This is a genomic window from Delftia sp. DLF01, from assembly GCF_014852125.1.
GTDB classification, from domain to species: domain Bacteria; phylum Pseudomonadota; class Gammaproteobacteria; order Burkholderiales; family Burkholderiaceae_C; genus Comamonas; species Comamonas acidovorans.
In genome coordinates this window covers 1,319,951-1,340,526 of sequence record NZ_JACVAZ010000001.1, presented here as the reverse complement: position 1 = coordinate 1,340,526, position 20,576 = coordinate 1,319,951, and the positions used below count along the sequence as shown (strand labels likewise).

Annotated in this window: 19 protein-coding genes; 14 read left to right on the top strand and 5 right to left on the bottom strand. The window is 67.5% G+C overall.

The window, feature by feature from the left end; translation table 11 throughout:
- The first annotated feature begins 20 nt into the window (after nt 1–20).
- Nucleotides 21–338 carry a hypothetical protein gene (locus IB269_RS05870; RefSeq protein WP_192366633.1) on the top strand — a complete coding sequence of 106 codons (318 nt, stop codon included), beginning with the start codon at nt 21–23 and terminating at the stop codon, nt 336–338.
- A gap of 169 nt (nt 339–507) precedes the next feature.
- On the opposite strand, the gene pobA is transcribed toward IB269_RS05870, so the two are convergent.
- Nucleotides 508–1,683 (bottom strand): 4-hydroxybenzoate 3-monooxygenase, encoded by a 1,176-nt coding sequence (gene pobA / locus IB269_RS05865; RefSeq protein ID WP_141831513.1) that lies wholly within the window; start codon nt 1,681–1,683, stop codon nt 508–510.
- A 170-nt stretch (nt 1,684–1,853) separates the two neighbouring features.
- Here pobA and IB269_RS05860 point away from each other — a divergent pair, with 170 nt between their 5' ends.
- Complete coding sequence (locus IB269_RS05860; protein WP_012206162.1) at nt 1,854–2,636, top strand: IclR family transcriptional regulator C-terminal domain-containing protein; 783 nt, start codon at nt 1,854–1,856, stop codon at nt 2,634–2,636.
- Nucleotides 2,637–2,676: 40 nt separating this feature from the next.
- On the opposite strand, the gene IB269_RS05855 is transcribed toward IB269_RS05860, so the two are convergent.
- Nucleotides 2,677–3,576 carry a LysR family transcriptional regulator gene (locus IB269_RS05855; protein ID WP_013801913.1) on the bottom strand — a complete coding sequence of 300 codons (900 nt, stop codon included), beginning with the start codon at nt 3,574–3,576 and terminating at the stop codon, nt 2,677–2,679.
- A gap of 204 nt (nt 3,577–3,780) precedes the next feature.
- Here IB269_RS05855 and IB269_RS05850 point away from each other — a divergent pair, with 204 nt between their 5' ends.
- Entirely contained in the window at nt 3,781–4,788 is a 1,008-nt protein-coding gene (locus tag IB269_RS05850; RefSeq protein ID WP_013801912.1) for a Bug family tripartite tricarboxylate transporter substrate binding protein, read from the top strand.
- A gap of 76 nt (nt 4,789–4,864) precedes the next feature.
- Here IB269_RS05850 and IB269_RS05845 read toward each other — a convergent pair whose 3' ends face one another.
- Nucleotides 4,865–6,007, bottom strand: coding sequence for a DSD1 family PLP-dependent enzyme (locus tag IB269_RS05845; protein ID WP_192366632.1), 1,143 nt, complete (start codon nt 6,005–6,007; stop codon nt 4,865–4,867).
- A gap of 11 nt (nt 6,008–6,018) precedes the next feature.
- Nucleotides 6,019–6,423: a GFA family protein gene (locus IB269_RS05840; RefSeq protein WP_013801910.1), complete on the bottom strand. Its 405-nt coding sequence runs from the start codon at nt 6,421–6,423 to the stop codon at nt 6,019–6,021.
- A 110-nt stretch (nt 6,424–6,533) separates the two neighbouring features.
- On the opposite strand from IB269_RS05840, the gene IB269_RS05835 reads away from it, so the two are divergent.
- The 9 genes from IB269_RS05835 to IB269_RS05795 all read left to right on the top strand — a co-directional run bounded on the left by IB269_RS05835 (nt 6,534) and on the right by IB269_RS05795 (nt 17,656).
- On the top strand, nt 6,534–7,073 hold the full coding sequence (locus IB269_RS05835) for a DUF6886 family protein (protein WP_192366631.1): 540 nt from the start codon (nt 6,534–6,536) through the stop codon (nt 7,071–7,073).
- A gap of 37 nt (nt 7,074–7,110) precedes the next feature.
- Entirely contained in the window at nt 7,111–7,458 is a 348-nt protein-coding gene (locus IB269_RS05830) for a low molecular weight protein tyrosine phosphatase family protein (protein ID WP_192366630.1), read from the top strand.
- Between the two features lie 165 nt (nt 7,459–7,623).
- Nucleotides 7,624–11,712: a TOMM system kinase/cyclase fusion protein gene (locus IB269_RS05825; protein ID WP_192366629.1), complete on the top strand. Its 4,089-nt coding sequence runs from the start codon at nt 7,624–7,626 to the stop codon at nt 11,710–11,712.
- Nucleotides 11,713–11,729: 17 nt separating this feature from the next.
- Complete coding sequence (locus IB269_RS05820; RefSeq protein ID WP_013801906.1) at nt 11,730–12,515, top strand: BMA_0021/BMA_0022 family TOMM bacteriocin; 786 nt, start codon at nt 11,730–11,732, stop codon at nt 12,513–12,515.
- Complete coding sequence (locus tag IB269_RS05815; protein WP_318652141.1) at nt 12,490–13,356, top strand: class I SAM-dependent methyltransferase; 867 nt, start codon at nt 12,490–12,492, stop codon at nt 13,354–13,356. Before IB269_RS05820 ends, IB269_RS05815 begins: the two co-directional genes overlap by 26 nt.
- Nucleotides 13,313–15,556: a TOMM precursor leader peptide-binding protein gene (locus IB269_RS05810; RefSeq protein ID WP_192366628.1), complete on the top strand. Its 2,244-nt coding sequence runs from the start codon at nt 13,313–13,315 to the stop codon at nt 15,554–15,556. Before IB269_RS05815 ends, IB269_RS05810 begins: the two co-directional genes overlap by 44 nt.
- A gap of 119 nt (nt 15,557–15,675) precedes the next feature.
- A complete protein-coding gene (locus IB269_RS05805) occupies nt 15,676–16,620 on the top strand; it encodes an FHA domain-containing protein (RefSeq protein ID WP_192366627.1) in 945 nt (314 codons plus the stop codon).
- A gap of 199 nt (nt 16,621–16,819) precedes the next feature.
- Nucleotides 16,820–17,155, top strand: a complete 336-nt coding sequence (locus tag IB269_RS05800) for a hypothetical protein (protein ID WP_223275358.1) — start codon at nt 16,820–16,822, stop codon at nt 17,153–17,155.
- Between the two features lie 93 nt (nt 17,156–17,248).
- Nucleotides 17,249–17,656, top strand: a complete 408-nt coding sequence (locus IB269_RS05795) for a GFA family protein (protein ID WP_192366626.1) — start codon at nt 17,249–17,251, stop codon at nt 17,654–17,656.
- A 259-nt stretch (nt 17,657–17,915) separates the two neighbouring features.
- On the opposite strand, the gene trhA is transcribed toward IB269_RS05795, so the two are convergent.
- On the bottom strand, nt 17,916–18,569 hold the full coding sequence (gene trhA / locus IB269_RS05790; protein WP_192366625.1) for a PAQR family membrane homeostasis protein TrhA: 654 nt from the start codon (nt 18,567–18,569) through the stop codon (nt 17,916–17,918).
- Between the two features lie 206 nt (nt 18,570–18,775).
- Here trhA and IB269_RS05785 point away from each other — a divergent pair, with 206 nt between their 5' ends.
- The gene (locus IB269_RS05785) at nt 18,776–19,189 is read left to right on the top strand and encodes a CopG family transcriptional regulator (protein WP_192366624.1); all 414 of its coding nucleotides are present in this window, start codon (nt 18,776–18,778) and stop codon (nt 19,187–19,189) included.
- A 10-nt stretch (nt 19,190–19,199) separates the two neighbouring features.
- On the top strand, nt 19,200–20,309 hold the full coding sequence (locus IB269_RS05780; protein WP_192366623.1) for an alpha/beta hydrolase family esterase: 1,110 nt from the start codon (nt 19,200–19,202) through the stop codon (nt 20,307–20,309).
- The last annotated feature ends 267 nt before the right edge of the window (nt 20,310–20,576 follow it).

Below are 20,576 nucleotides of genomic sequence, written 5' to 3'. Positions count from 1 at the left end.
AATCAATACAAAGGAATAAAATGAAAAAGACCCTCGCCGCTATTTTCTTTATAACCCAGGCCGTTGCAGCAACAGCTGGAACATCCTCCGGCAAGGTAACTACCTTGATCGTGAACGCGGATAATTACCTATTTTTTACTGCGGGAATAAAAACAGGCTCACCTGCCTGCGGCAATAATAATCAATGGGCAATCAACCTGGGAACGGCGCAAGGCAAATCCATCTACGTCATGCTTCTAGCCGCACAGATGCAGGATAAATCCGTTACTATTTTTGGCAAACAGGCTTGCAAAGAATGGGGTGATCGCGAAGACGTTTCATATGGAACCATGGAATAACAAATCCTGTGTAATTCGGGAATAACACTTGCAGCAAGTGTTATTCCGTCCTGACATAGGCTGTGCGTTCAAAATTCGAGCTATGCGAGGCAGATGCTTCCGACTACTCTCGCTAGCTTCCGAACCGTTCACCATATAGCAAAGTTCTGAGCAACCCAACGTTGCTGAATCACACCAGCGGCAGCCCCACATAGTTCTCCGCCAGCGAGGTCGAGCCTGCACGGGAGTTGACGATGTAGTCCAGTTCCGCCTCCTGCACCTTGGTGTCGAAGCCGCCCGCGTCGGGAAAGCGGTGCATGAGCGAGGTCATCCACCACGAAAAACGCTCGGCCTTCCAGACGCGGCGCAGGCATTGCTCGGAGTAGCCGTCGATGCCTTCGGGCGCCTTGTCGCGGTAGTACTGCGCGAAGGCGCTGGACAGGTAGCCCACGTCCGAGGCGGCCAGGTTCAGGCCCTTGGCGCCCGTGGGCGGCACGATGTGGGCCGCGTCACCGGCAAGGAACAGGCGGCCGAAGCGCATGGGCTCGGTCACGAAGCTGCGCAGCGGGGCAATGCTCTTTTCCAGCGAGGGGCCGGTCACCAGGCGCTCGCGTGCCTCGGGGTCCAGGCGCAGGCGCAGTTCGTTCCAGAAGGCTTCATCACTCCAGTCCTCGACCTTTTCGGTCAGCGGCACCTGCAGGTAGTAGCGGCTGCGCGTGGCGCTGCGCTGGCTGCACAGTGCGAAGCCGCGCTCGGTCTGGGCGTAGATCAGTTCGTGCGAGACGGGCGGCGTGTCCGACAGCAGGCCCAGCCAGCCGAAGGGGTAGACCTTCTCGAAGGTGCGCACCTTGTCCTGGGGCACGCTGGCGCGGCAGATGCCGTGAAAGCCGTCGCAGCCGGCGATGAAGTCGCATTGCAGCTCATGGACCTGGCCGTCCTTCTCATAGCGCACGACGGGGCTGTCGCCATCGAAGCCCACGGGCTGCACGTTGCTGGCCTCGTAGACCGTGGTCAGGCCCTCGGCGGCACGCACTTCCATCAGGTCGCGCGTGACCTCGGTCTGGCCGTAGACCATGACGCGCTTGCCGCCGGTCAGGCCGTGCAGGTCGATGCGGTGGCGCTGGCCGCCGAACAGCAGCTCGATGCCGTCGTGCGGCAGGCCTTCTGCGCGCATGCGGGCGTCGGCACCGGCCTGCTCCAGCAGGTCCACCGTGACCTGCTCGAGCACGCCGGCACGGATGCGGCCCAGCACGTAGCCGGCGCTGCGCTGCTCGATGATGACGTTGTCTATGCCTGCGCGGTACAGCAGCTGGCCGAGAAGCAGGCCGGCAGGGCCTGCACCGATGATGGCGACTTGGGTGCGCATTGATTTGTCTCCGTTGCGTTGTTCGATGTCATGGCCGGTTCATGCCATGGCCTGCGCCCAAGATTAGTTTTGAGGCAGCGCAAAGACGAGGGGCTGCAGCACGCGTTGCGCGGTGATCGCGCAAACTGCGCGACAATCGCGCACTACCTGCATGCCCGCCCTCCCCGCCCATGAACCAGCCCTTTCCCATCGACCCGGATGACTTCATCGCCGGCCTGGCCAAGGGCCTGGCCGTGCTGGAGAGCTTCGACACCGAGCGCCAGCGCCTGAACGCCACCATGGCGGCCGAGCGCTCTGGCATCACGCGCACGGCCGCGCGCCGCCATCTGCTGACCTTGACGCACCTGGGTTACCTGGAGACGGACGGCAGCCATTTCTGGCTGGCGCCCAAGGTGCTGCGGCTGTCGGGCAGCTACCTGGCCTCGGCGCGGCTGCCGCGCATCGTCCAGCCCGTGCTCTACCGGCTGGCGGCGCAGACCCAGCTGTCGTTTTCCTGCGTGGTGCGCGATGGCCACGAGGTGGTCATCGTCGCGCGCAGCGCCCTGCACGAGCGCGGCCAGCGCCTCATGGCCCACGGCCTGCACCTTGGCAGCCGCCTGCCCGCCCATGCCACCTCCACGGGCCGCGTGCTGCTGGCCGCCCTGCCTGCGGCCGAGCTCAGGCAATGGCTGGCATCGCACGATCTGCGGCGCCTGACCGCCCACACGGTGACGGACAGCGCAGCGCTCGAAGGCGTGCTGGACGAAGTGCGCCGCCAGGATTTCTGCCTGGCCCTGGAAGAGCATGAGCTGGCCGTGCAGGCCCTGGCCGTGCCGCTGCGCAACATGGAGGGCCGCACGGTGGCCGCGCTCAACATCGTGACATCGCCCCAGCGCATGGCGCCCGCCGACATGGCGGCCGAGCTGCTGCCGCTGCTGCAGGAGGCGGCGCGGGAGCTGCGGCCGCTGCTCTGAGGCCTGCTGACCTGCGGCCTGCCGCCGTCGCTGCAGCCGCTCAGAGCGGCGCGCACACCTGCTGGCTCAGTTCGCGCAGGGCCAGCGAGGTCTTGCGGATCAGCGGCGTGGCCTTTTTCTTGGCCGACTGCGCCAGGCACAGCGTGCTCACCACATGGGGCGACTCGATGGGAATGCCCACCAGCTCGGCATCGGTCAGGTGGCTGCGCATGGCGCTGTCGGTCAGCGCGGCGTAGCCGTAGCCGCCGCGCACCAGGTCCAGGATGGCCGGCACGCTGGACACTTCCCAGACCACGTTGAGCTTGACCTGGGACAGCGTGGCCTGCGCTTCCATCAGCTTGCGGAAGATCTGGCCGTGCTGCGGCATGATCAGCGGGAACTGCGACAGCTCGTCAAAGCGCACGCCGCTGCGCCCGCCCAGGGTGCGCGCCGGGCCGATCAGGCACAGGCGCTCCTCCAGCACGGGCGTGACCTCGATGTGCGGATGCGGCTCGGGCGTATAGACCAGGCCCAGGTCCATGCGGCCCGAGGTCAGCCATTCGGCAATGTTCATGGAAAAGCCCTCGACCACGGCCAGGCGGGCCTTGGGCATGTCCTTGCTGAACAGGTCGATCAGCGGCAGCGTCAAGCGCCGCGCCAGGCTGGGCGGCAGGCCCACCACGATGCGGCCCACGGGCTCGTCGCGCTGGCTGCCCAGATCCTCCTTGGCCAGCGCCACACGCTGCATGATGGCGTGGCCGTGCTCCAGCAGGCGGCGGCCCGCGTCGGTCAGCGTCACGCCGCGGCCGGTACGGATCAGCAGGGTTTCGCGCAGCTCGGTCTCCAGCGCCCGCACCTGGCGGCTCAGTGCGGGCTGGGCCGTCTCCAGCAGCACGGCCGCCTTGCTGAAGCTGCCGGTCTCGGCCACATGCACAAAGGTCTCTATCTGCTGCAAATTCATGTTCTATCGTCTCCTCACTTATGCCATTTTGCTATAGCTGCTAGCGGCAGCCATGGCTAGGTGCTTTGCGGCGAACTGACACAATGCGGCGACTGGATGATCCAGCCGCTCCCGCAAGAGAGCGTAGAAAACAAGAGCGGCCCGTGCATTCCCGGCATAGGGCCAAGCCACCCAGCAAGCCCAACAGCGACTCGGAGACAAACCATGAAAGACAGCGCCTTCAGCATCAATCGCCGCCAGGCGGGCCTCGCCCTTGGCGCCCTGGCCCTGGGCGCGCTGGCGCCTGCGCGTGCCCAATCGGGTGCCGCCGCCAACTGGCCCACCAAGCAGGTGCGCATCATCAATCCGTTCCCCGTGGGCGGCGGGCCGGACGGCACTTCGCGCCTGGTGGCCGACAAGCTGGCGCGCTTGTGGAACCAGCCCGTCATCGTGGAAAACCGCCCCGGCGGCAACGGCTTCATCGCCATCGAGGCCTTCAAGCGCGGCGCCACCGACGGCACGGACATCATCCAGCTGGACAACGTCCACCTGGCCGCCTATCCCCACCTGTTCAAGAAGCTGCCCTACAACATCGACAAGGACTTCGAAGTCGTCCTGCCGCTGTTTCGCACCTTCTTCTTCGTCTGCGTGCCGGTCAACAGCCCCTACAAGACCGTGGCCGACCTGATTGCCGACGCCAAGGCGCGCCCCGGCAAGCTGAACTACGGCTCGTGGTCCGTGGGCAATCCGGTGCACCTGGGCTCGGCCCTGCTGGAGTCGCTGACGGGCACCAAGATGGAACACGTCATCTACAAGGAAACCAGCCAGCTGTACACCAGCGTGGCCACGGGCGAGCTGGCCTTTGCGCTGGGCTCCTCGGGCACGGCCGGCCCGCTGATGCGTTCGGGCAAGCTGCGCTTCCTGGCCGTGCTGGCACCCCACCGCCTCAAGGGCTACGAGGATGTGCCCACCGTGGCCGAATCGGGCGGCCCGGCCGATGCCGTGGTGACCGGCTGGAATGCCTTTGCCGTCTCCAAGTCCACGCCGCCCGCCGTGGTCGAGAAGATCCGCCAGGACACCATGAAAGTCCTGCGCGAACCCGACATCCAGCCCAAGTTCCAGACCTTCGGCTACGAGAACTACTTTCCCACGCCCGAAGAGTTCAAGGCCTTCATCGTCGAAGAGAACAAGCGCTTTGGCGACGTGATCCGCCGCGCCAAGATCGAGCTGTAAGCCACAGGCCACAGCAGGCCGCAGACGCAAAAAAAGCCGCCGCGCCGCAAGGCCGGCGGCTTCTTTCATGCCGTCGTCAGCGCGACAGCCCGCGCGCCGCAATCGGCCACAGCGCGTGCACCACGCCGTCGTGCAGCACCACCAGCTCGTCGTGCAGGTTGAATGTCGGGTCCACGTGCGAGGGCAGCAGCTGCAGCACGCTGCCCAGCGCCGGCGCCTGGGCGCCCGGCTCCACGCGCACCACGCTGTGCTCGTCGTTGATGGCCACGCAGCGCAGGCCCGGCGTGCCGTACACGGCAGGCGGCCCGCATTCGGCCGAGGTGGACTTCAGTCCCACGTCCAGGATGACGCGGTCCGGCGCGGGCGTGCTCATCACCGTGGACAGCAGGAACAGGCTACTGCGAAAGGCCAGCGCCCCGTCCCACTCGTTGGCGCCGTAGTCGCCATCCATGAAGGCATAGGAGCCCGGCTGCAGCTCGGTGTAGACGCCGCTGGCCGCGTCGAACTCCACGCTGCCCGTGCCGCCGCCCGTGATGGTGCGGCAGGCCATGCCGTTGTCGCGCAGCAGTTGCGCGCATGCCGCCGCCTGGCGCGCCGCCTCCCGGCAGACCTGCGCACGCTCTTCGCGGCTGCGCCGGTGCTGCACCGCGCCGTGGTAGGCCTGCAGGCCCGCGAAATTCACGCCCGGCAGGTCGTGCGCCTGCCGCGCCAGGGCCAGCACGGCCTCGGCACCCGTGACGCCGCAGCGGCCCTGGCCCACGTCCACCTCCACCAGCACGTCGATCTCCACGCCCGCCTGCGACATGGCCTCGGACAACTGCACCAGGTTGGCCGCGTTGTCCACGCACACGGCCATGCGCGCCGTGCGCGCCAGCCGGGCCAGCAGCGCGTGCTTGGCGGGTCCCACCACCTCGTTGCTGATCAGGATGTCGCGCACGCCGGCCGCCACAAAGGGCACGGCCTCGCTCACCTTCTGGCAGCAGATGCCGCGCGCGCCCAGCGCCAGCTGGCGCAGCGCGATCTGCGGGCACTTGTGCGCCTTGGCATGCGGGCGCAGCGCCACGCCGTGGCGGTCGGCCCAGTCCTGCATGGTGCGCAGGTTGGCGTCGAAGGCCGTCAGGTCCAGCGCCAGGCTGGGTGTATCGACCCGGTCGAGCGGATCGCCAGGCCGTGCGGCAGGCTCCATTGCCAGGCCGCTGGAGTCATCGTGCAGGGGCATGGGGCTGTGCCTCATTCCTGCGGGGGCGCGTATTGGGCGATGACCTCGGCCTCGGTCATGGTCGGCGTCTGGTTGGCGAAGTCGTAGTAGCCGGGCTTCTTGTCGATGTAGATCTGCGTGGCCAGCTCGAAGTCCTGCGACTCGAAGGCGCCGGCCGGCACGAAGTACTCGCCCGTGGCGTGCAGCCGGTAGTACAGGTGCGTGCCGCATTGCCTGCAGAAGGCGCGCTCGGCCCATTCGGAGGAGGCATAGGTGCCGATGTGCTCGCCGCCCTCGAACTTCACATCGGGCCCGCAATGCACCGCGAGCATGGGGCCACCGCCCCAGCGCCGGCAGTATCCACAGTGGCAGGCCCCGATTTCCCGGGCCTGGGGAGAGACAAAGCTGACTGCGCCGCAAAGACAATGACCGTTCATGGTGCGTGGACCTTTCCGTGGGTTGCAAGTAGCTGTGATTATTCACAGGTGCCGCGCATCATAGGCGATGGCGCAGCACCTGCAAACCGCGGCGCCCTACACTGCGCGCCATGCAGCTTTTTCACTTCAGCGAAGACGAAGATATCCGGCAATTCCAGCCCCGCCCGGTCCTGAAGGCGGCACCCCGCCGCCAGGGGCAGGAGTGGCTCAACGGCCCCCTGGTGTGGGCCATCGCCCAGACGCATCAGCGGCTGTACCTGTTTCCGCGCGAATGCCCGCGCATCGTCATATGGCCGCACGAGCACAGCACCAGCGAAGACCGGTCGCAATGGCTGAACGCCCTGCCCGATGGAGCGCTGGCCGTGGCCTATGTGGAGACCGCCTGGGCCGCGCGCCTGCAAGCAGCCCGGATCCACCGGTACGAGCTGCCAGCCGATACGTTCGAAAGCCTGGAGGACGCCGGCATGTACGTCAGCCGGCAGGCCGTGCAGCCCCTGCGCCGGGACCTGCTGGTCGATCTGCCGCAAGCGCTAGCGGAATGCGGCACCGAGCTGCGCATCGTCGATTCGCTGCAGCCGCTGCGCGGCGTTTGGGACAGCTCGCTGCATGCCAGCGGCATACGGCTGCGCAATGCGGCCAGCTGGGCCTGAGAGCACTTGCATTCAAAGACCAACGCCTCTTTCCAACATGCCCCGCAATGACAACCGCCTCAAGGTCCTCTTCGTCTGCAGCCGCAACCAGTGGCGCAGTCCCACGGCAGAGCAGGTCTGGCGCAGGCACCCTGCCTTGCAGGTGCGCTCGGGCGGCGCCAGTGCGGGCGCCCGCCACCGCGTGTCGGCCGACGATGTGGCCTGGGCCGACGTGATTCTCGTGATGGAGGAAAGGCACCAGTCCCGCCTCAAGGCCGATTTCGGCCGGCTGCTGGCGCAAAAGCGCGTGCATGTGCTCGATATCCCTGACGAGTACCGCTACATGGACCCGGAGCTGGTGGACACGCTGCAGACCGCCGTCAGCGCACTGCTGCAACTGGACTGAGCGCCGGACGCCACGGCGACGGCAACCATAGGCAAGCACGTAGGCAAAAACAGTCAATTGCATTCGGACGTACGCTATAGTAACGAACGGTATCAAAAGCACGGTCTGCCGTATGACAAATGGACGACTGGATACCCTCCAGGAGGACCCCCAACCGAGGCTGAAATGCACGATGCCATCACCAACCCCACGCAAGCTGCGGTGACCCCGGTGGCGCCAGCCCCCCTGGAAATACCCGATTACGAACTGCTGGAAACCTTGGGATCGGGTGGCTACGGCACCGTATACCGCGCGCGCCACCGGCGCACGGGTGCATCGGTGGCCATCAAGGTCGTCAGGCTGCAGGAAGGCGGCCGCCAGGTGGAGCGCTTCCACCGCGAGACCATGCTGTGCGCGTCCCTGCACCATCCGCACATCGTCCAGTTGCTGGACAAGGGCGAGCAAGGCGACTGCGTCTACGGCGTCTTCGAATATGTGCCGGGTGAAACCCTCAAAAGCCTGATCCGCCGCCAGGGCGTGCTGACTGCCGCCGAGGCCGGCCGCCTCATGGCCGAGGTGCTCGATGCGCTGGACTGCGCGCATGCCGCCGGCATCGTGCACCGCGACCTCAAGCCCGACAACGTGATGGTCACCTCCACGGGCGCCGTGCGGCACGCCATGGTGCTGGACTTCGGCATCGGCACCGTCATTCCGCAGTTTGCCGGCCCGCAGGTCTCGCAGCTCACCATGGGCGACGAGTGCCTGGGCACGCCGGCCTACAGCGCGCCCGAGCAGCTGCGCGGCGAGCCGCCCAGCGCCCGCACCGACCTGTATGCCTGGGGACTGATGTTCCTCGAATGCCTGACGGGCGCGCCCGCCGTGCAGGGCGCCTCGGTGGCCGAGATCGTGCACCGCCAGCTCAGCCCGCAGGAAGTGCAGCTGCCGCCGGCCATCTCCACCCACCCCATCGCCACCTTGCTGCGCAAGGCGCTCAAGAAGCGGCCCGCGGAGCGTAGCGACTCGGCGGCGGCCCTGCTCAGGGACCTCATGCGCGTGCGGCTGGACGATCTGGTGGGCCAGTTGCCCGCCGCCGCCCAGGTGCAGCAGGCGGACCTGACACGCACCGTGGCCACCACACGCGTGTTCTCCGAAGTGCGCCAGCTCACCGTGCTGTGCTGCAGCGTCTCCCTGTGGCCGGGCAGCGACACCCACGGCATGGACAGCGCGGCACGCACCGCAGGCCAGCCCTCGCAGGGGCTGAACATCGAAGACATCGAACTGCTGCAGCGCGAGGAACTCACGCTGTTCTCCGACGTTGCCACCCGGCGCGGAGGCATGCTGGCGGGCACGCTGGGCGACCGCATGCTGGTGCTCTTCGGCTACCCGCACACCAGCGACACCGATGCCCGCCAGGCCGGCATGACGGCGCAGGAGCTGCTGACGCTCAGCCGCAGCCGCGCGGCCGCCATCGAGCAGGTCCACGGACTGCACCTCGGAATCCGCATGGGCCTGCACACCGGCATGGCCGTGGTGGTCGGCGGCGAAGCACCCTCGGGCCATGCCGTCAACGTGGCCATGCGGCTGGAGGCCATCGCCGATGCGGGCACCCTGCTGGCCAGCGAAAGCAGCCATCGCCTGCTGGCCCGCCATGCGCGCTTCGAGAAAGCCGGCAGCCTGCGCCTGCCCGGCCAGCCCACGGGCATGCAGACCTATCGCCTGGAGCTGGAACAGCCGGCCGAGCCACTGCCAGGGCCTGTGTCCGACGCGGCCTTGCAGTGCATAGGCCGCGAACCCGAACTGCAGCGCCTGAACGACGCATGGGCGCGGGCCCGCGAAGCCGGGGGCAATGCGCTGTGGATTCGCGGCGAGCCGGGCATCGGCAAATCCTGCCTGGCCGACATGCTGCTCGTCCACGCCAGGACACAGGGCGCGAACACCGTGGTGCTGCAATGCCAGCCCGAGCACCGCAACACCGCGCTGACCCCTTTCCTGGGCCTGATACGGCAGCGGCTGGAGGCGGCCGATCCCCCGCAGGACCACCGCGAGCAGATGCGCGAAGCCCTGCGCGCCGCAGGCTGCGATGCCGAGGCCGCCCTGCCCATTCTGTGCGCCTGGCTCTCGCTGCCCCTGGGCGACTGCGAGCCCAGCCGCATCTCGGCCGTCATGCAAAGGGCGCTGCTGCTGCAGTCCACCGCGCAATGGCTGCTGCACATGTCCGAAGCCGAGCCCTTGCTGCTGGTCGTCGAGGACGTGCACTGGGCCGACCCCACCAGCATCGAACTGCTGGAGCAACTGGTAGCGCGCCTGCCCGGGCGGCGCGTGCTGCTGGTGCTCACGGCGCGGCCGCAGTGGCAGCCGCCCGAAGGGCTGCAGGCCGAGTGCGTGGACGTGCGGCGCCTGGAAGACGCGCAGGCCACCGAGCTGGCCCGCCAGACGCTGGCGCCGCGCAGGCTCAGCCCCGCCGTGATCCGCCACGTGGTGGAGCGCACCGACGGCGTGCCGCTGTTCATCCAGGAAATGGCGCGCATGCTGCTGGATGCCCACCTGGTGGAGCAGGACGGCGTCTGGGACTTTCGCCATGCCGGGCTGCCGGCCGCCATTCCGCTGACCCTGCGCGACTCGCTGGTCAGCCGCTTTGACCGCATCGGCCCGCTCAAGCCGCTGCTGCAACTGGCCGCCACCATGGGCCGGCACTTCGACTTCGGCCTGCTGTGCGCCTGCGTGGAACGCCCGCAAGGCGAGGTCGAGCAGGAACTGGCGCAGCTGGGCCAGGCCGGCCTGGTCATTGCCGATGAACGTGCGGGCGCCGGCGCCTTCATGTTCCGCCACGCGCTGATCCGCGACACGGCCTACGAATGCATGCTGGCATCGCAGCGCCGGCTGCTGCACCGCGACGTGGCCCTGGCCCTGATGCAGCACCAGCCCCAGCGCGTTGCCGCAGAACCCGCAGGCGTGGCCCAGCACTGGGCAGACGCGGGCGACCATGCCCAGGCCGTGGCGCTTGCGGTGCGGCAGTTGCGCATCACGCAGCTGCGCTCGCTCAACGATGAAACCATTGCCTACGCGCGCCACATCGACGACTGGCTGCACCAGCTCCAGGGCGTGGCCCAGCGCGAGGCGCGGCTGGACGTCAACAGCTACGTGACCCAGGCGCTGATGAACAAGCACGGCTGGGCCCATGCCCAGGTGGTGGAAAGCATCGCGCTGTCGCAGGAGCTGCTGGCCGGCCCCGGCGCCAACGCGGTGGCCGACTACAAGCAGGTGCAGCACCTGTGGATGCTGATCACCTACCACCACGTGGCCAGCAACCGCGAGGAAGTGCGCCAGCTCAGCCACCGCCTGCTGGAGCAGGCCGTGCGCCAGCAGGACACGGGCGTGCTGGTGGCCGCCCAGACCTACCTGGGCCTGGCCCACTACTCCGACGGCCGATTCGAGCAGGCCGAAGAAGCGCTGACCGACGCCATCACCCGCTACGACCCCGTGGCCCATGCCCACCATGCGGCCGAGTTCGGCTTCGACACGCGCGTCTGGGCCACCTGCGGGCGCGCCCTGGTGCGCTGGTTCGCCGGCTTCGACCAGGCCGCGCTGGCCGATGCGAACGACGCCGTGCGCCTGGCGCACGAGGTCTCGCACATCCCCTCCCTGAGCATGGCCCTGCTCTACCAGGCCCTGGTCCACCAGGCACGTGGCGACAAGGAAAGCGCCTTGGCCACCACGGGCGAGCTGCTGGACATCACGGCCCGCTACGGCCTGCCCGCGTTCTCGGGCTATGCGGACATCATCCGCTGCTGGGCGCTGGGTGACAGCGCAGGCAGCGCCAGCGCCGAGGGCATTGAACGCGCCAGCGGCACGGCGCAGTTGCTCTGGGACATGGGCTGCCGCTACTGCCAGACCTACTACCGCTCCTTCGTCGCCGAAATGCTGGCGGCCAGCGGGCGCTGGACCGAAGCCCTGGACAAGATCGACGAATGCCTGCGCCTGGCCGACGTGCTGGACGAACGGCTGCACAGCAGCGAGCTGCACCTGAAGAAGGCCCGCTTCCTGCTGGCCATGGGCGCCGACCACGCAGCCGTGCAGGACAGCCTGGCCCAGGCGGCAGGGACTGCGCGCACCGCCGGCAAGTACCGCACCGAAACCGAGGCGCTGGCCCTGTCGCAGGCCCTGGCACCCGCCAGGCCGGACGTGGCCGCGCGCCTGAGTGAGCTGGCCGCGCTGCGGCCTGAACTGTCCGTGCACCTGTCCGGGCCCCGGCCCGGCCAGGCGCATTTTTCTTGAACCGAGGATGAAGTCACATGACCACCCAGCTGCAGAATACTGAACCGTTGCTCGCATTCCGCCTTGCCTACCTGCGGGCCATCGCCCGCTCCTGGCAGGATGACGCCTACCGCCGTGATCTGCTGGGGCAGCGCGACATCCAGCCCATGCTGCACCGCGACTTCAGCCTGCCGACCCAGTGGCCCCAGGTCGATGTGTCGCTGCGCCTGAGCGACGACCCCACCCAGCGCGCCGAATGGAAGCCCGTGCTCACGGCCGGCTGGATCGGTCCTGACGACGAATTCGTCATCGTCCTGCCCCAGGCGCCCCAGACCCACGCCTCCGAGGCGCTGGCCGCCTACTACCAGCTGTTCCCCAACTTCATGGGCGTCAGCACCTCGTTCGAGGAACCGAGCAACGGCACGCTCAGGGCCGCCCTGCCCACGGGCCTGGGCATCCCCGGCGGCGGCCCGGACTCGCTGCTGGCCTTTGGCGGCGTGGTGCTGCGCGCCATCGCCCTGGCCTGGCAGTCTCCTGAGTTCCACGCAGAGCTGACGCGTGACGACGGCAAGGACAAGGCCCCCGTGCTGAGCCAATGGCTGGGCTACAACAACCCGTTCAACTTCCAGGTGCGTTTCGAGACCGAGCAGGCCTTCACCTGGGATGCGGCACGCGGCGAATGGAACCTGCAGCGCGCAGACGGCACGGCCATCAAGAACGGCATCGTGCTGAACTACCCGGTGGCACCCGCCGAGCAGGACCTGTGGGCCATCGCCCTCACCTCCTACAACAACACCGGTGACGCCTACCCCTTCACCTGCTGATACGGCACCGGCGCAGCTGCAAGGGGCCACGGCCACCTTGCTGCTGACGCTGGCGGCACGTGCCCGGGCGGCAGGTCCGGCAGCTTCCACGGAACTGCCGGACCTGCCGCCTTTTTCCGACCCCGAGGCGCGCCGCATTGCCGCCGCCCTGCCCCAGGCCAGCGAGGCCCATGCGGCCGACCCCGCCTTTGTACGCAGCGTGGTGCTGCGCTCGCAGCTGTTCGACCGGCTCACCACCGAATTTCTGACCGCCCATCCGTCCGGCCTGTGCATTGCGCTGGGTGCAGGCCTGTGCACGCGGCGCAACCGCCTGGCCCCCGAGGCCGGCACCGCACGCTGGCTGAACGTGGACCTGCCCGACGCCATCGCCCTGCGCGCGCAATACATTGCAGGCACTGAAGCCAACCTCGCCTGCTCCATCCTCGACACCTCGTGGCTGGACACCGCCGCCCTGCCCGGCAACCAGCCCGTTCTGGTGCTGCTGGAAGGCGTCTGCCCCTATCTTCCCCAGGCTGCGCTGGAGGCCATGCTGCAGCAGCTGGCCCAGCGCTTTGCCGCGCCGGGCAGCCCGCCGTGCACCGTCGTGCTCGACCATGTGCACCCGGCCCTTGCGCGGCTGCCCATGCAGGTGGGCGGAATGCGCCTGCCCGTCGTCTCGGGCTTTGCGGACGGCGCGCAGATAGAGCGCATCCACCCCGCCATCCGCATCAGCCTGCAAGAGCACCTGTATGCCCGCTTCTCGCAGCAGCACCAGCTGTTCGAGACCGCCTTCCACGCCACCACCGGCCAGCACCCCTATGCCGTCGTCCGCCTTGAACTCGGAGCACCGTCTCTTGCCTGAGCCCACGGCCCCGGACCTGTTCGCCCACGCCTTTCGCTGGCACGAGAAATTCCTGCCGCCCGTGCAGCAGGGCGACCGCCTTTTGCTGGCCAGCGAACGCGACACCCTGGCCCTGGGCTCCGCCGCCGTGCTGGCGCTGAACGCCCCGCTGCAGGCCGGCAACAGCCTCATGCAGCACTGCGCCGCAGCGCCCGATGCGCCGCTTGCACAGATGCTGCACGCCCTGGGCGCCCTGCTGCGCCAGGGCCTGGTCCAGCCGGTGCATCACAGCGACGTGAACGGCCACGGTTATCTGCAACCGGATTTCTCGGCCCCGCCCGTGCGCCTGCAGGCATCGGAGCAGATCGACATCGTCATGCTGACTGCAGCGCTGGACAGCACAGCTGCCTGCCGCTGGGCTGCGGCCGTTGCCGGGGCCGTGGCCACGCAGGCACCCGCCCCCGCCCCCGCCCCCACCCCCGCCCCGCTCACCATCGTTTTCTGCGACGACTATCTGGACCCGCGCCTGGGCGCCATTGACGCCAACCAGCGTGCCGCAGGCCGGCCCTGGCTGCTGGTGCGGCCAACAGGCGAGCAGGCCATGGCGGGACCGCTTTTCAAACCCCAGGCAGCGGCCTGCTGGCATTGCCTCGCACACCGCTGGCAACGCAACCATCCCGCACGCGGCGGCAAGCACGGCCAGCCTCAGGACAGCGACCGCTGCCCGCCCGTGCGCGCCGGCGCCGACCTCATCGCCACGCGGCTGCAGGCCCTGCTGCCCACGGTGCAGCGCCTGCTGGCGCACACCGATGCGGCGCAAACCGTGTGGACGCTGGAGCCTGACCAGCCCCACCCGGTGGCCGCCCGCCCGCAATGCCCGCACTGCGGCACGCCAGGGCTGATGGCCCTGCGCCAGCGTGAACGCATTGCGCCAGTTCCCGGCACGCATGCCGCGCGCGCCGATGGCGGCTGGCGCAGCGTGCCGGCCGAGACCACGGTGCAGCGCCTGTCGCAGCACGTCAGCCCGCTGACCGGCGTGATTGCCCGGGTCACGCCGCTGACGGCCGAGACCGACGAAGCACTCACCGTCTACCGCAGCGAAATCTTCAGAACACCGGCCCCCGGCAGCACCAGCCTGGCCGGCTCAGGAACACAGCTGTGTCTGGGCAAGGGCCTGTCGGCCATGCAGGCCCGCGCCAGCGCCATGTGCGAAGCGGTGGAACGCTACGCCGCCTTCCACCAGGGCGACGAAGCCGTAATCGTCGCCCCCGCCGCCGAGCTGGACGCGCCCTGCATCGCGCCCACGGAACTGGCCCGCTTCAGCGAGCGGCAAACCGCCGGCTTTGCCACCGACAAGCCGCCGCATGCCGTGCCCGCCAGCGCCGGCCAGGGCGAACCCCTGTGGTGGGCTCCCGCCTGGTCCCTGACTGCCGATGCGCGCCGCTACCTGCCGCTGGCCTTCTGCCTGGCCCATGCGCCCGCGCAAAGCCTGCACCACGTGGGCTGGACCTCCAACGGCTGCGCCGCAGGCAACACGCGGGAAGAGGCCATCCTCCAAGGCTTCATGGAACTGGTGGAACGCGACGCCGCCGCCATCTGGTGGTACGGCCAGATCCGCAGGCCCGCCATTGCGCTGCAAGGCATCGACCAGGCCACGCGCCAGCGCCTGGACCGCAGTTGCGGCCCGCAATGGTCGTACTGGCTGCTGGACATCACGCATGACTTCGGCATACCCGTGGTCGTCTCCGTGGGCCGCCACGCTGACACCGGCCAATGGGCCGTGGGCTTTGGCTGCAGCCTGGACCGCGCACTGGCCTGCGAACGCGCCCTCACCGAAATCAGCCAGCTGATCGCGGCCGGCAAAAGCTTTGCCGTGCCCGAGCCACTGCAGGCCTTCCTGCACCCTGCGGACAGCGCCGATGCGCCGCCGCAACAGCCTGCGCCACTGTCTGGGCACACGCCGGACACCACGCCGCCGGACATTGCCCAGGTCATTGCGCGCTGCGTGGACATCGCACGCGGCCTGGGCCTGGAAACCATCGTCTACGACCACTCGCGCCCCGACATCCCTGTGCACACCGTCAAAGTCGTGATTCCCGGCCTGTGCCATATCTGGCCGGAACTGGGCAATCCACGGCTGCGCAACGTACCCGTGGCCCTGGGCTGGCGCAGCCGGCCGCTGCAGGAATCCGAACTGAATCCGCAGGCTCTGTACGTTTGACAAACTGAAACGCGCAGCGGGCATGTACTCTCTCAGCTTGGCAACAGGCTGCCGGCTCCGGGCCAATGCGCCCCCAGCCCACCCCCTGTTCACACAAGCCCCAAGGAGAATTCGAGGCGATGGCCCTCTTTCGTAACCAACTCGACGGCCGCATCGTCGTGCTGCGGCCCCTGCATACCTTCGGCCGCCACCCCTCGGTCTGCCAGACCGTCATGAAGGCGCCCGACGTCTCCCAGGTCCACGCACTGTTCCGCTGGAACCGGCAGACCTGGGAAATCGTGGACCAGAGCCGCAACGGCACCATGCTCAACGGCGTGCGCCTGGTCGCCGGCCGCTGGACCGTTTTGGCGGTGGGCGCCAAGCTCAGCATGGGCGAAGGCGCAGAAGCGGCCTGGACCGTGGAAGACCTGGGACCTCCCATCACCTGCCTGAGCCCCGGCCCGGGACTGCCCCAGGACGGACCCCTGGCCCTGAACCCGCGCGGCACCCTGCTGCCCGACGCGCAGGAGCCCGAAGCCAACGTCTTCTTCGAGGACGGCCGCTGGCTGCAGGAGTCCGGCGACGGCACCGAGCCCCTGGTGGACGGTGCCATGGTCCACACCTCCGCAGGCAGCTGGGAATTCGTGCAATGCGACGACCTGGAATCCACGCGGGAAAGCAGCTTCGACCCGCGTGCGCCCAAGCCGCCGGAGGTGTCCTTTCGCTTCACCGTCAGCCAGAACGAAGAGCACGCCAGCCTGACCGTCATGAGCGACGGCAAGCCCATTGCGCTGGGCGAACGCATACACCACTACACCCTGGTCACCCTGGCCCGCGTGCGCCAGCAGGACGCAGAAAAAGGCCTGGCCCCCGCAAGCCAGGGCTGGATAGAACTGGATGCACTCTCACGCATGCTGGGCGTGGAGCCCTCGTACGTGAACATCCAGATCTTCCGCGCCAAGCACCAGATCCTCAGCGCCCTGCCCGAATGCGCTGCCTCGCCCGCCCTGGTGGAGCGGCGGCGCGGCAGCCTGCGCTTCGGGGACTTTCCGTTCGAGATCGAAGGCGGGGCGCGCAGCACCTGAACGGCGAACTGGAACGGAGAACGGCAGGCACACGGCGCATCGCTCGCCGCATGTAATCAGCTGTAATTTTCTTGTTGTGCACACGTGAATAAAGTGGGAACCGGTTCTTGCCGCCTGCGGTGCGAACCCTCTCACCCTCCTCCCGGACCGGGTTGCCCGAGTCCACTGGCGCACCTGGAAGACGCAAATGAGCATGGACATGCGACGTGTACTGTTGATCCCCGCCAGCGCGCGGCCTGTTGACCCTGGCCTGGCCAGCCTTTCCATGGACGCACAGGTCTGGGAAAACGGCTATCCCCTGGTCGTAGGCAAGGCCCGCCACGGCCTGCTGCAGGACTTCTGGCGGCACTACTACGGCGAATCCGCCGCCATGTTCGTGGCCTCCGACCAGCTGCTGGAACTGCACAACGACATCATGGCCGCCATCCCCGCCTGCGTGGGAGAGATGCCCGTGCTGCGCTTTCTCAACGACCTCGGAAGAATGTGCCTGCAGGCGCATGGGGACGGCAGCGGGCTGCAGGTCATCGGCGACTGACGAAACGGATGACTCCTGGGGTTGCCGCGCGTCCCTGTCGCGGCATTGGGGCGCATGCACAATTGCATGCGCCTTTTTTGCGCCCGACTGACCATGAGCAACGCCCCGGATAGCCCCCCTCTTGCCCTGACCGGCAGCTGCCTGTGCGGCGCCATCGCCTATGAACTGCGGTCCAGCCCCAAGGCCGTGTCGCACTGCCACTGCCGCATCTGCCAGAAGGCCCACGGCGCCGCATTCGCCACCTACGGCAGCGTGCCGGTCAAGGACCTTGTCTTCACTCAGGGCCAGGAGCAATTGCGCTCCTTTGCCTCATCGCCCGGCATCACGCGCTGCTTTTGCCAGCAATGCGGCTCATCGCTGACGTGGCACAGCGCGCATTACGCAGAGGGCTCCTGGATCTCTGTTGCTTTGGCCACGCTGGATTCGGAGTTGGTGGTGGGTGGGCAGCGGCATGTGAATCGGGGGGTGGGGATGGGGTGGGTGGATTTTGGGATGGGGTGATCGGGGGCTGGTTCGGCCAGGAGCGGCTGTTTGCGACGCCCGCTTGGGTTGGCTGCTTCAGGCTGGGGACGGTCGTTCGCCGTTCCAAAGCGAATGTCAGCGACTGCCGGAACCGGCCATTGCGGCCAAAGCGGATCGAGGATGGCTGCCCACACAAAGTGCTTGTTAACCCGCTGATGCAGGCATCCCCTTGATCTTTCCGCTGTTGAATGTGCGAGAAAACGGCCAGCGGGGTGTCGAAGCCATGAATGGCAGGCGGTCAGGCGAGCAAACCGGCCACCGCGACGGTATGGCAGGCGCTGCCGGCAACCACGAACAGATGCCAGATGCCGTGCGCGTGGCGCATGCTCGCCAGACGACGGTAGAACACCGTTCCTGCCGAATAGAGCAGTCCGCCGGCGAGCAGCCAGGCCAGGGTCTGCGCACCATGGCCAAAGGCCACCGGCACCGCGCCCCCCAAGCTGAGCCAGCCAAGGCTGATGTACAGGGACAGGCGCGGCGGCGAATCGAAACCCAGTGCACGTATCACACCCTGGAATGCGAGTCCCCATACGCCGCCAAGCAGCAGCCAAGCCCACAAGCCAGGGGGCGCCATCAAGGCAAAGGGCGTGTGGCTGCCGGCAATCAGCAGGTAAATGCAGGCGTGGTCGACGCGCTGCCAGAAACGCTTGCGCACCCCGGTACAGCCATGAAAGAGGGCCGATGCGCCAAACAGCGCCGCCAGAGACAGGCCAAACACCACAGCGCCCACAATCTTGCGCGCATCGCCGCCGGCCACCGTTTCGCAGATGAGAACCACACTGGCCGCCAGGCCCACGGGCAGGGCTGCCAGATGACTCCAGGTATTGAACCGTTCGCCGGGCTGGCCCCAAACGCAAGGGCCGTGCGGCGAGCCTGCCTGCAAATCTTGCATGGAGCCTCCTGGCGCATGGCTGAGCAACGCCGGGCGCGGTGGCCCGGCTAGGCCACCCTACGGCCCAGACGTGACAGGGCAATGATGGCAACGGACACGCTGGAGAGCCCGTCCACCGGACACCACACGACGTGCAGCGCCAAATTGAAACATCAGGCCTTGAAACCATCCTCAAACCATCCATATGGATGGCATAAGGATGTTCCATGGCCACAACCACCTCCACCCCTCGCGTGAGCGAATCCGAGAAGCTCACCATCAATCTGGGCTACGTCGACCTGGGCCAAATCGACCTGCTGGTCGCCGAAGGCTTCTACGCAAACCGCAGTGATTTGATCCGTACAGCGATACGCAATCACCTGCGCAGCCACGCGGACGCGTTGCAGCAGGTCGTCGCCCGCAAGATGCTGGTCCTGGGTATGCAGCATTTCTCCCAGGCCGATCTCATGCGGGTGCAGGCTGCCGGGGAAAAGCTGCAGATCCGGGTGCTGGGCTTGGCCAGCATCGCGCAGGACGTGCCTGCGCAGCTGGCCGCAGAAACCATCGAATCCATCACGGTGCTGGGAGCGCTCCAGGCCAGCCCCGCCGTTCGTGCCGCTCTGGCCGGCCGCATTACCTGAGAACCATTCCATGAAACAGCTTTTTCACGACATGCTGGGCGAGGCTACACGCCTGACGCGCACTGGCAATTTGCTGCAAGCAACCGAGCTGATTCAGCGCACGTTGCGAGGCGAAAGCGCGCCCGCGCCCCACGGCAAGACCGCCGCAACCAGTCCTAGGGAAGAAGGCTGGATCGTCGATGCCGAAGCCCGTTTCATCGACGATGCTCCCGAACTCGCCGTGCCTGCGGGCTCATCGCAGGCAGACACCTCCGGCGACGAGCAATGGCTGCGCGGCAGCTACTCGCACGGAGGCCGGCAGCTGGCCTATCGGCTGTATGTGCCGCCAGGCAGTGCACTTGAAGCGGGGCCTCGGCCGCTCGTCCTCATGCTGCACGGTTGCACCCAAGGGCCGGAAGACTTCGCCGCCGGCACGCGCATGAATGACCAGGCACGCAGGGCTGGTGTATTGGTGCTCTATCCTGAACAAACACAGCATGCGAACTCGCAAAAATGCTGGAACTGGTTCAAGGCCCAGCATCAGCAGCGGGGCCGGGGCGAGCCAGCACTGCTGGCGGGCCTCACACGCCAGATGGTGGCTGACCATGGCGCGGACGCATCGCGTGTCTATGTCGCCGGACTATCGGCTGGAGGCGCAATGGCGGACATATTGGGACGCACCTATCCTGAACTGTTCGCCGCCGTGGGTGTGCATTCGGGCTTGCCCGCCGGTGCTGCGTCCAATCTGCCATCAGCCCTCGAGGCGATGCGAAGAGGCGCAGCATCAGGCTCGGCCAGCGGTCCCAGCGTGTGTCCAGTGATCGTGTTTCACGGCGATGCCGACACGACGGTGCACCACGACAACGGCGCGGCCGTGGTGAATGCTGCACGCATCGCGCAAAGTCCCCAAGGCGCACCTCGCGTCATCCAGGGCCATGCACCGAACCGCCAGCGATTCACCCGCTCTGCCTATGTCGCGGCCGACGGAAGTACCGCCATTGAGCACTGGCAACTGCATGGCGCAGGCCACGCATGGTCCGGCGGCAGCTCAGAGGGCAGCTACACCACGCCAGGAGGAATCGACGCCAGCGCCGAGATGCTGCGCTTCTTCCTTTCGCACAAGCGTGCTCACGGCTGCTGACGCGAGGCACCGGCAGCGAGCTCGCGAGGAGGCCCTGGGCGGCAGCAACCGCTGCGGAGCAGCCGGCAGCTGCAGGTTTCCGAACAATGGTCTCAGGCTGAGAGCTGACGCAGGAGCTTCAACATCGAGTATCGGCGGCGATCAACAGCTGAACTTGATGGTCTCTGGCTGTAATCTCCAAGAATCGGCATCCAGGGATTTCCGCAGCCCTTGTCGGCGACCACCTCGGCCCGGCCCCTTGACGACGATTCACCGTGCCTTCAGGCA